The 11282-nt window shown below is 35.9% G+C and carries 10 protein-coding genes and 1 pseudogene; all 11 read right to left on the reverse strand.

Features of this window, described 5'->3' with window-relative positions:
- Nucleotides 1-73 precede the first annotated feature (73 nt).
- Nucleotides 74-1081, reverse strand: coding sequence for an ATP-grasp domain-containing protein (locus U2718_RS09690; RefSeq protein WP_341994051.1), 1008 nt, complete (start codon nucleotides 1079-1081; stop codon nucleotides 74-76).
- On the reverse strand, nucleotides 1078-1845 hold the full coding sequence (locus U2718_RS09695; RefSeq protein WP_341994050.1) for a PHP domain-containing protein: 768 nt from the start codon (nucleotides 1843-1845) through the stop codon (nucleotides 1078-1080). Before U2718_RS09695 ends, U2718_RS09690 begins: the two co-directional genes overlap by 4 nt.
- A 75-nt stretch (nucleotides 1846-1920) precedes the next feature.
- Nucleotides 1921-2529: a sugar transferase gene (locus U2718_RS09700; protein WP_341994049.1), complete on the reverse strand. Its 609-nt coding sequence runs from the start codon at nucleotides 2527-2529 to the stop codon at nucleotides 1921-1923.
- Nucleotides 2530-2650: 121 nt separating this feature from the next.
- Nucleotides 2651-3766 carry a glycosyltransferase gene (locus tag U2718_RS09705; protein ID WP_341994048.1) on the reverse strand — a complete coding sequence of 372 codons (1116 nt, stop codon included), beginning with the start codon at nucleotides 3764-3766 and terminating at the stop codon, nucleotides 2651-2653.
- A 40-nt stretch (nucleotides 3767-3806) separates the two neighbouring features.
- Nucleotides 3807-4991 carry a hypothetical protein gene (locus U2718_RS09710; protein ID WP_341994047.1) on the reverse strand — a complete coding sequence of 395 codons (1185 nt, stop codon included), beginning with the start codon at nucleotides 4989-4991 and terminating at the stop codon, nucleotides 3807-3809.
- Nucleotides 4992-5102: 111 nt separating this feature from the next.
- Nucleotides 5103-6374: a glycosyltransferase family 4 protein gene (locus U2718_RS09715; RefSeq protein WP_341994046.1), complete on the reverse strand. Its 1272-nt coding sequence runs from the start codon at nucleotides 6372-6374 to the stop codon at nucleotides 5103-5105.
- A gap of 175 nt (nucleotides 6375-6549) precedes the next feature.
- Nucleotides 6550-7632 carry a hypothetical protein gene (locus U2718_RS09720; protein ID WP_341994045.1) on the reverse strand — a complete coding sequence of 361 codons (1083 nt, stop codon included), beginning with the start codon at nucleotides 7630-7632 and terminating at the stop codon, nucleotides 6550-6552.
- Nucleotides 7633-7826: 194 nt separating this feature from the next.
- Nucleotides 7827-9038, reverse strand: a complete 1212-nt coding sequence (locus U2718_RS09725; protein WP_341994044.1) for a glycosyltransferase family 1 protein — start codon at nucleotides 9036-9038, stop codon at nucleotides 7827-7829.
- Nucleotides 8983-10254 (reverse strand): oligosaccharide flippase family protein, encoded by a 1272-nt coding sequence (locus U2718_RS09730; protein ID WP_341994084.1) that lies wholly within the window; start codon nucleotides 10252-10254, stop codon nucleotides 8983-8985. The genes U2718_RS09725 and U2718_RS09730 overlap by 56 nt, the downstream gene beginning before the upstream one ends.
- Nucleotides 10255-10387: 133 nt before the next feature.
- A complete protein-coding gene (locus U2718_RS09735) occupies nucleotides 10388-10930 on the reverse strand; it encodes a hypothetical protein (protein WP_341994043.1) in 543 nt (180 codons plus the stop codon).
- Nucleotides 10931-11000: 70 nt separating this feature from the next.
- A pseudogene (locus U2718_RS09740) lies at nucleotides 11001-11282 on the reverse strand (polysaccharide biosynthesis protein); the annotation flags it as partial.

The raw sequence follows: 11282 nt of genomic DNA on the forward strand, positions 1-11282 counted from the left end.
AACTTTAAAAATACACAGCTAGCTAGCTAACAAGTTCATGGATTTTGTCAGAGTGTTGACAGGCTTACATATACTATGCAACCACAGTATTGACAAGTCTTAACTTATTCGTGAATAGCTCCAGTTGCTCTGGTTCAACTACAATTTCATTCCAATACTTAAATATAGCGATCGCTCGTAGTTGCGGTACCGGAATCTGTTCACCTAGAACATAATGTTTAATGAGATAGTCCACCGAGTTGAATCCAGCATGAGCACGCAAAGGAGATGTGCCAGAGAAACGGGCATTGATCTCAAAAATTTTAGGGATTCCTTGAGCAACTCGGAATTGAAAATTTAAAGGCCCCACTCCACCGAGTTGTTCTGCAATCTTAGCTAGTAAAGAATTGAAAGGAGCATTCGGTTCGACATAAGCGCGATAAGTATTACCATCACGCAAATCACGCCGCATGGTAACCACTGCTTTGGCAACTCCCTCCATGTCTACCACTACACCACTGGTATACTCCTGATTAGCAGTAGCAACACATTCTTGAATGATAGGATTTTCCACACAGCGCAATGCTTGATTTAATTCTTCCTCATTCTTAACAAGGTGAACACCAATAGAGCGAGCGCCGATCCGGGGTTTCACAATTAACGGAAAATCGCATTCCCGTAACAGATCGCAAATCATATCAGGCAACACTGATTTGGGATAAGGAAATCCATTTTCCAAGAGAAACTTATATGTCAACCATTTATCATCAGCAATTTGGATGACATTGGGTGGACTAACAATGATTCGCGTTTTATACCTAGATTCCAGTTCTGACCTGTTTTGAGCGTATACCATTAGTTCTGTATCTGTGCCAATCAAAACAGCATTAGGTTTTTCACGCTCAAGAATGTAACAGACTGCATCTAGATAAGATGGATTGTTCGCAAAGGGAACTAAATATGCTTGATCTGCCCAATACAACCCGACAGATCGAGGATCGGGATCTACTGCAATGATATAGTAAGGAATATCAGACATCCTCAGACACTTGATAATACCTTGACCTAATAAAGCACCCGCTCCAGTTACTAAGACTTTCATGGCGTTGCGACTCCTACTCCTAATTCGTGTAATTGATCTCGACAATTGGCAAGTTGCTCAAGACGATGCACATCTGAACCAATAGAAACATAGGGATTAACTTCTGCGCATAACTCTAGAAAATTGGGTAAATTTCGCAGATAGTATGTATTGATTTCTATAGCTATTCCTCGCTCCAAGCTAACCTTCATTAACTCGCGCATTAACTCTGCTGGAAACTCATCATGCAGTCTAGAATACATACCACCTGGATGAGCTAACACATCTATAGGAGCAAATTTCAGTAAGCCAAGAGCTAGTTCAAATTCAATTTGAATAAACTCCTTTGGTGTCAACTCAGACACATTGATATACCCTCCCTGCCCATTGGGAAAGCGGTGAACACTACCTAATACCAAATCACATTCCACTAGAATTTCTTCTGAGACATCAAATTCACCATTGGCATCAAGAGCCTTCGCCTCACAACCAACCAATAGGCGAAGTTGAGGATAAGTCTCTGTATATGACCTGACTTCTTGTACAAATTTCGGAAACCAATTTGTACTTTTGCGAACATGTTCTGTAAAAGCTACATAACTCAAACCTTTTTGAACAGATAACTGTAGGATATCTGAAACTCTGGCTTTGCCATCTGTCCAAGTAGTGTGCATATGTAGATCGCAGTTTAGATCAGACCATTGCAAGTCAAGAAAACGTCTAAATTGATACGGTTTTTTGAGAGTTTTAGTATCTGTACTATTTTTGACTGCTGTACTCGCCATTGTATTTACCGTATATTTCTTGATTTTCTGGTGTAACTTCAACAAGTCTATTGAGATGATATTTCCGATCCTTCTCTAAGGATTTCCTTTGAATTCAAACATGGTTGCAGCTTGCGGATGGTTAATATTTTCACGCTTGAGGATTTTCCATACTGTAAGCACCATAATCCACAAATCTAACTGTAGAGATTGATTGTCTACGTACCAAACATCTAAAGCAAATCTTTCCTCCCAAGGAATTGCATTACGACCGTTAACCTGCGCCCAACCCGTGATTCCTGGCTTAACTTGATGACGACGGGCTTGTTCTGGTGTGTAGCGCTCTAGGTACTGTACTAATAAGGGACGAGGCCCAACAAAGCTCATGTTACCTTTAAGCACATTCCACAGTTGAGGGAGTTCATCCAAGCTGGTTTTACGGAGAAATTGACCCATAGGTGTCAAGCGCCGTTCATCAGGTAGTAAGTTTCCCTCTGTATCTGTTTCATGGGTCATGGTACGAAATTTATAAAATGTAAAAATACGACCATCTTTACCTGGACGGAGCTGACAGAAGAAAATTGGACGTCCCATATTGCTGTAAATCGCGATCGCCACCAACAGCATCAGTGGAGCAAGAATTAACAGAGCGATCGCTGCTACTAATCTATCGCATACAGGCTTAATGAAGTGGCTATAGTTCATCAAATTAAAACTCTTAAAATTTCTAGTACTCATAGACACATAATTTGTTGTTGCAGTCAGAAACATAAACAGCAAAAATTATCTTTGAAACACAAATCCTAAACATACTAAAGATTTAAGTTTAGGAAACAAGCTTGACTCTGCTTTCGTCGATAATCTGTTCATACTCTGTTTTTAAATATCTGCCTATTTGTTCCCACGAATATTTTTTTTCAATCAAATTTCGCGCCGATTGACCTCTTGCAGGAATTTCTGAAAGTTTTTCCAAAATAGTAGACATACCCTCTGCAATAGAAATTGGATTTGGTGCAACAACCCATCCAGCTTGAGCTATTGCTATCTCTTCTGTCATGTTTGTACCAGGTGTGAGCAAGCAAGGTATTCCGTAAGAAAGAGCCTCCAAAACTGCCATTGGATGTCCTTCAAAACGAGAAGTATGTAAAAACAAGTCTGCATTTTGAAAAACAGCTTGTTTAGCCTCTCCCCAAACGGAGTCTTGTACATGAACAAAATCATGTATTTTATATTTATCAATTAAAGCTTTAAGTTTTACCCTACTTCCCGCTACATCAGATCCATATAAATGTACCTGCACTTGAGATGTTCTCAATTTTTCTTGTATGATTGCACAAGCTTCTAACAACAAGTCTAGTCCTTTATGTTCTATATCCAATCGACCTAAAAAGACAAATTTTAATTGAGCTTGAATACCTGGATGTGTTGATATTTCAATTGGTGGAATATTTACTCCATTTCCTACTATAAAAACTGGGCGATTCCACATTTGTCTCACATCTTCTGCTTCGTGTTTTGTTAGGCAGTGTAGTGCTGCTGCATTTTTCACCATCCAATTAAAAAATAATAAGTTACCTACCTTTTTCTTTAGCTGTTTAAGTTTTTGTGCGCCTCGTGTCATCCCACCGTGAGGCTTAATAACGTAAGGAATTTTCCTTTGAACAGCTTCATAAGCAAGTCGAACATGTTCCAAAATATAAGTGCTATGAAAAACAATTAAATCTGGTTTGTTTAAAGGTTCGGGCATCGAGGCTAGAACTGGATAAAATGATAAATCTTGTATATGTTTTACTGGATAAGGTTCAATTTTTTTGTATTGTCCTCGTGCAGAAGTACTTAGTAAACCAGTTTGAATGCCTAAATTTTGAAGAGCACCAATAGATGGAGGTATAGCAAAAGTTAGTCCTGAAATCACGTCGTGTGTGATTGGTGCAACATTCAAGATAATATTTGTTCGTTTTTGTATGTTATTAACCATAAATTTATATTTTTAATAATTGGTAAATATGCACATCTTCTGGTTTAATTTCTCCATAGAGCTCACCGTTTTTATAAATCATCCCTGAAGGACGATCTGAGAATAAAGGTGTAGCTCTAAATTTTCCTTTGGTCGGAATTGAAAGTGAAAGTAATTTTGTTTTACTGTCAGAAGTATTAAGTACAACTACATAGTTTCTGTCACCATATGTCCATTGTCCAGCTAATACGTCCTGAAATTTAGTTTTTAAAGGTGTGAAATTACCTTTTAACAAAACCGGGCTAAGTTTTTTTATCTCTGGTGCCAGAGATTTTACCATATTCCAAAGGTCGGGATTTTCTCTGAGCCGACTTGCAGGATTATCATATGTATAAAATATAATACCTTTGACTCCAGCTAATAATGCTTGATAAGTCATGTTGTAAACTTCTTTAGCAGTTGGCCATCGCTGTCCTTTCCACTTAAAAGTCTGTAAATTAGCAATTACGGGACGATTATGTTTACTTGCTTCATTATTAGCAATATTGAACACATAATTGACTTCACTAAGATGGTTAGGTATGTTTTTTGGTCGATTATTGAAAGGATAGCCAATTGGATAAGACTGTCCCCCAATTAAATCAGCAACGTGAGCATAATCTGCCCATTTTTTCGACCAATTACTAACACTAATGTATGTATAATGCTTCGGATCGGTTGCTTTAACTGCCTTATGCCAAGCTAATAACTCATTACTACTTTGATGATCTCCAGCATCATCAGCAATGCCCCAAGCAAAAATAGCTGATTTATTTTTGAACTGATCTACAATCGTCAAATCATTACGTTTTAGCTCAGTAATTATATGAATACCTAATTTTTGAGCTTCATCAAGAAATGTTTCATAATCGTCAAGATTCTTCCAAAAAACGAACATAGTATTGAAGCCTACCGCAGCAATCTCGCGCAATGCCTTCATTCGATGTTTAGCATCATAAAACGAAGAATAGTAGAAGCCAAGAGGGAAAAAGATTTGGTCATCAATACTACGTATCTCAATAGTATTGTTATTTGGTTTTGTAAAAGATAAAGATTCTGTATGCTTGCTATATGTTGACATCACAAATAGTATTGATGTCAAAATAATAGTTATAAACAAACTAACATTCAATAAATATCGATGATTTTTTTTTCTTTTTGTTTTCATCATAATTTTTACTTAAGTATTCTTTTTGTATACCTATAATGAAAGCATCTTAAGCATTCAACACATTATGTATTGGGCATAGAAATATAAATTTTTTCGCTATGCCCTACATCCTTAAACCTTTACACTCGTTTCCAAGTTAATTTGAGTTTGATTTAATACTTTATGAAAGACTTTTGCTAGTTTTTTGTACAATAACTCGCGATCAAAAATGGTATCAGCAAGTTGCCTAGCAGCTAAACGAGCTTTATAAATATCTTCAGGTTTATTTAAGAAATTAGCGAGTTGTTTTGCTCCTGTTTTTGCATCATTACCAGGAATACTAATACCAGCGCTATATTGTTCAAGAATTTCTTTCTGCCATCCTCCATAATTGATTACAACTGGACGACTTGCAGCTAAAGCATCAAAAAACTTGTTAGCAGAATTATTTTCCATTTCTGGAATTGGCAAGAAAAGAGAAGTTGCAACTGTGCAAGCAGAAAGCAATGCTGGCATTTCATCTTTTGGTATTGGTGACCACATCCAGAAGTTTTTCTCAAAAATTCCTAATTTGCGACTAACTTCTCTCACTTCGTTTTCATAAGCCCCAGAGCCAACTACCAAAAACTTAGCTTCGGGTATTAATTCCATCATGTAACTAGCAAGATAAGCTAAGTAGGTAACTCCGTTGATATAACCTAAAGTTCCTGTATAGATAATTAAAGGGCCACCAGATAGCTCTGGATGCTTACTAAGAAATTGAAGTCCGACTGAATCTGGAATATTGAATCGTTCATTATCGCAAGCATTTGGTATAACTTCAATTTTCTCAGCAGGAATTCCTTGTTTTATGATACCTTCTTTCATGCCAGGAGAAAGAGCAATAATGTGAGCAGCATTTTGATAAGCTATGCGCTCTAACTGACGAGCTAAAAAAATAGCCACAGGTGAACGTAAAGCTTTAACTGCTATTGGCATTTCAGGCCATAAATCTCTAACTTCAAATACATATGGTGTTCCTCTTAATAATTTTCTTAACAGTGCTGGAATAGCAATAGTTAAAGGAGTACTGGTAGCAAATGTTATGTCAGCTTTAGGTTTTGCAAGTATCTTTAGAGAAGATCTAAAGGCAAAACTAATAAAGACTAATATTCTCTGGTAATAATTTAAATTATTACTATAATTTAAAGACAGAATGTAAACTTCTAGTTTTCCCTTATATGATTTGTAAAAGTCAATAATTTTAGTTTGAGATATATTTTTGATTTCGGAGTTTCCACATATTACATTAACGTGACAACCATCTCGAACAAGACGAGTACAAAATTCCCATGCTCTTGAACCACCAGCTACTGTTGGAACAGTAAAGTATTGATTCAGATAGATTATACGAGGGTAGAACATAAAGATTAAATCCTAACTAATACAATTTGATATTTATATTTTCCTAATTTTAATTACTTGAGTAAATAATCATGCAACACAAAAATCTTCAATAATTCAATTTTTATATTTACATTTCCACTTTCTTTGAGTCGTTTTAATATCTGAGTAATACATTTTATTTTCTAAATCAAAATCAAACTTGAAAATCATATATTTTCTCCCTCTCCTTATTATTAAATCTATGATTGATATTATCTGTAGTTTTCTTAGTTATAATTACTCCCATAGATAGCAGATAAGCAATAGTAATTGCACTGCCTAAAGAGCCAAATAAACCCTCACCCATCGATAAAACCCAAAAACAAGTAGTAATTATTAAAGGTGTGCTTGCATACTTTTCTTCTTTTGCATATTTTTGAAAGTATGAAAATGCGTAAAAAAAGCTAGATATTGCGAAAAACATAATAATAAGCATTGCGATAATACCATTAATTCCTAAAATATCAATTAAGGTATTATGAGCACCTAATCCAAAATTCTTTTCAAAATAGTCACTACCATTACCCAGTAATTGCATATCTATAAATGTTTTCAACCAAATATATTCTCTACCACTTAAAGAATCTTTGTCTTGTATTCTACTAATTTGTTCTAATAATAAAGAGAAAATGTCATTAGGAATTACAAATATTGCAATTAAAATTGTAAATATAACAGTGATTACACTAAATATTACATAATTAGGTCTTTGTAGCATTTTTTTAAGAAACATTATATGCAGAACAATAAAGACCAATAATGATGTGCGGGCATTTGCTAAAAGAATAACACCTAAACTTAAAAGCAAAAGCAAATAAAGTATTCCTATAGTAAATAAACCTTTATTGTTAGACAAAGCACTAATCAAAAAAATAAATATACTAGCTGACATAACGGCAGCCATGAATCCTAGCTGATTTGAATTAGCAAATACGCCTCTGTACAGTCCTTCCTGAGATTGCCAGACTGGATTTATAACAAAGGAGGCAACTATATAGGGAGTAACTCCTAAAAATAGTCCTATAGGAATTAAACTAGTTGCATATTTATTCATTAATTTAGGCAAAATACTGAAAAAAATTATGGGAATAAAAATCATAAACCAGATTCCATCTCTCATGACGGTAATGTCATTATTAATATAGCCAGATAAAAAAATGAAAAAACTGAAGAAAATCCACGAAAAAACTAAAGGTTTAGGTTGAGTTGGTAAATCCCACATACTTAAACGAGACATTAGTACAAAAATAATTAAACCTGTCCCAAATAATAAATAACGTAATCTAAGGATGGATGGATCTAGAGGGTACTCAAAACTACCTAATGTAATAAGAGATGAACTGCCAAATAGAAGAGCTAAAAGAATGATAATGAAGATATTTCGTTTACTCAATTCACACATATATGATTTGTTGTTGAAGCTGAACAAAGTTATAAGTTTGGATATAATTGTTTTGTGTAGCAAGACTGCAATTCATTCACCTGATTGCAAACATTGAACCAACTTTTCTCTATAGTGTTAAAAGCTTGTTTTCGGGTGTTTTTTACTATTTCAGATTGACTAGCAGTAGTCACTGCTTCAGCCCAACTAGAAGCTGGTTGCGATAGAGAAATTCTATTTACTAGAGGTTTGACTACATCTGCTTCCTCTGGGACAACATCGGAAAATATACAGGGTAGCCCCGCTGCCTGTGCTTCAACTAAAACTAAACCTAATCCCTCATAGAGAGATGGCAGCAGGAAAACATCCATAGCACCCCGCATTAGTCGCGGTACATCAGATCGACTACCTGCGAAGATAACGCGATCGCCTAAGCCTAGTTTAGTAACCCTTTGTTCTATGTCTGCGCGTAGAGAGCCAACACCAACTAGTAAAAGATACATTTTTGGTTCTCGCTTAACAATCTCTGCGGCAATGTCTAACAGAAATACATGGTTCTTTTGTGGCTCGAATCTACCAACGTGTCCGACGACAAAGGCATCTTTAGGAATCCCCAATTCTGAGCGAACAGCAACTGTATCAACAGGATCGCAGAATGAAGTTAGGTCAATTCCATAGTAGAGAACTTGTAGATGAGGATGGATATTATCAGTACAACCAAATAAATCTACTAATGCTTGGCGGCTGCATCCAAAACCTAGTGTTGCATAGCGATCAATCCAAGTTCTCATTAAATCGAGATATAAGCGTCGATACCATATAGCTTTCGCTTCAACACAAGAGGTATTGTTGTGACTATGAGCAATTCGGATAGGTATTCCTGAGCGTTGAGCTAAACGGAGAATGTAACCACTAAAGTAATGAACATGACTGTGAACAACGTCATAAGGGCCATACATTTGTAAAATTTGCTGAAAGTTAGCACTATACTTCCAAGGCTGAAAGCGATCCACAGGACAAGAGATAATTTGACTACCTAGAGTGCGAATTTCATCATCATAAGCACACGGTTGAGTTGTATGAACAAGAAAATCCATGTGGAAGCGATCGCGATCAATGTTTCTCAAGGTATGCATGAGCCAGGTTTCAATCCCACCTCGATTCATTCCGCCAACAATATGAAGGATACGTATTGGATAACGCTCACTAGATATGGGATTTTTGTTGGGTTTGGTTGTATTTATTGAGTTTGTGTAATGCATTAAGAATTACTCCATAACTGATAATTGCTTGAACAATGACTGCAATCAGTAGTGCGATCACTGCTCCTAATAATCCCAACCTTGGTATCAATAAAAAACAAGCGACAGTAGAACTAATTGTTGCGGCAGCAAATAAAGGTAATTGGATGCGGAAGTATCGCGCTGCTGTCATTCCATATCCCATGAAGGAGGACAGGTAACCAATCCCAGCAGTAATCATTAGCCAAATAAATAAACTTGTATGTTGAGCGTACTCAGGTCGATACAAAAAAGTTAGGATTTGTTTTCCACCCACCACAGCCAGTAAAACCCCACCTCCACCTAGCAGAACAGCAATTCTCAGAAGCTTAAACAAAAGCTTGCAAAAAGCCACACCATCTCCGAGGGCATAATACTTTGCTAATCTAGGACTGGCAGACTGACCTAAAGCATTGACAACCATACTTCCAACGACCATCAAGTAAGCTATGGCTGCAAAAATCCCCAATTCCCGCTCACCCAGATATTGTTCAATAAAGTAGCGAGGGATGTTGGTATTGAGTGAAATGAGCATCATCACCAAACCCAAAGGTAAAGAGAGCCATATCAACTTTGTAAGGGTGACAAGATGCCAACGAAATTTTGATATTGAGTTGAGTATAAAAATACCATTAGGAATATCGTAAACCAATAAAACCATAGCCCAGGCAACTACCAATCCAACTACTCCCCATGTGACATCCCTCGATAGATATACTCCCGTTCCTAGCAGTATCAGTGATAAAGGCCCTTTAATCATTAAAGATATGGCGATACGATCCATGCGTTCATATTGCTGGAGCAAACCATAATAGACGTCACTGATAGATTCAAATGCCTTTGCCAAACCTACCAATAAAATTACTAACGATGTTTCCCAAGAGTATCCTGCTAAGAAAGTAATGACTGCGACTGCCAGCATTCCTAACCCCGTACCAATCAGTCTCAGTTCTAGGTAATCGCTAAATAGATACTGTTTTGTTGCATCCGTCGCTTGAATACTTCGTAACTGGAGATTAGTAAACATGAATATAGGTGCCGTTACTGCTAGCCCTAAGGTAAATTGCCCTACTATTTCAGGACTACCGAGTTTAACTAACACTACCAGCATTCCCCACTGGCAAGCTGCATAGACAACATTACCAATAAAAGTCCAAGAGAAGTTATGACGTAGCGTTAGTGGTTTAATTTGTTCCATCACTGCAAAACTTCCTAACTTTAGCAAGCTCCTTGATAAAGTTTAATGAACTGTTTTTCTGACAAAATTTATAGTTCTTATTATCCGTAAGTTAATAACTTATAAACAGCATTAAGAATGCTGGAACTATTAATCACAAAGTAATCGATATCTTTGAATAGGTGTGCTGTAGTTTTGACAAAAAATCCAATTGACTTCTCAAAAAAATCGATGTTGTGACACTTAAAACTAAATAATAATAAGACAAAGCAAATGCCTTAATATTTTCTAGATTCTTACCTAAAATACTAGCACCAATTACTAAAAATTTAGAATGTATGCAACGCATATGCAATAGTTTCTCAAAATATTCATAATTACTTTTAGCCTTGATATTTAAGCTTCTACTTGGAACTAAGTTTTCCAGAACTTCCCAAAATTGATTTTTAGGAGATAAATCAAAAAATAAGTTTCGCTCCTGCTCCTTTAGAAAGTTCTCAATTGGAAATGTACTGGTAATTTCATCAGTCAATATTGGTGTACTATTTTTGTTCAGAAATAAAATCCAATATTGAGTATTAATGAATTTGTTATCTTCCTGAAGTAATTCTAATTCACTATTACGTATAGAACTGTGCAGCATGAATTGTAATACTTGAGAAGACTGAAGTTTAGTTTGATTGATTTGATATTGCATAGATTTATAATTTCATGATCATGAAGAAAATTTCGCTTGTTTAGTATGAACATGACTTAGATAAAATATTTCACACACTTCCTGGCTTAACTCTAACTATGATGTTCCCATTTGTTCCTACAAGTAAATTATTGTTTGCAACTGTATCTACTAAAACATTACTTTCTAGATATTTAGGTTTATATCCAGGTACCATTTGCTCTAGTAGAAATAGAATCAAATTCGTATGATTTTTAGCTGCCGCCTTGCATAAATCTTCAACACTTATAGTCAAATTATCTGGAATAATTCGACTTGCATTTTTCACAATCAACAACTTTTCATGCTCAGTTGGTTCGTATTCTTCTCCTTC

It is taken from the genome of Chlorogloeopsis sp. ULAP02 (assembly GCF_038404745.2).
Lineage (GTDB): Bacteria > Cyanobacteriota > Cyanobacteriia > Cyanobacteriales > Nostocaceae > Chlorogloeopsis.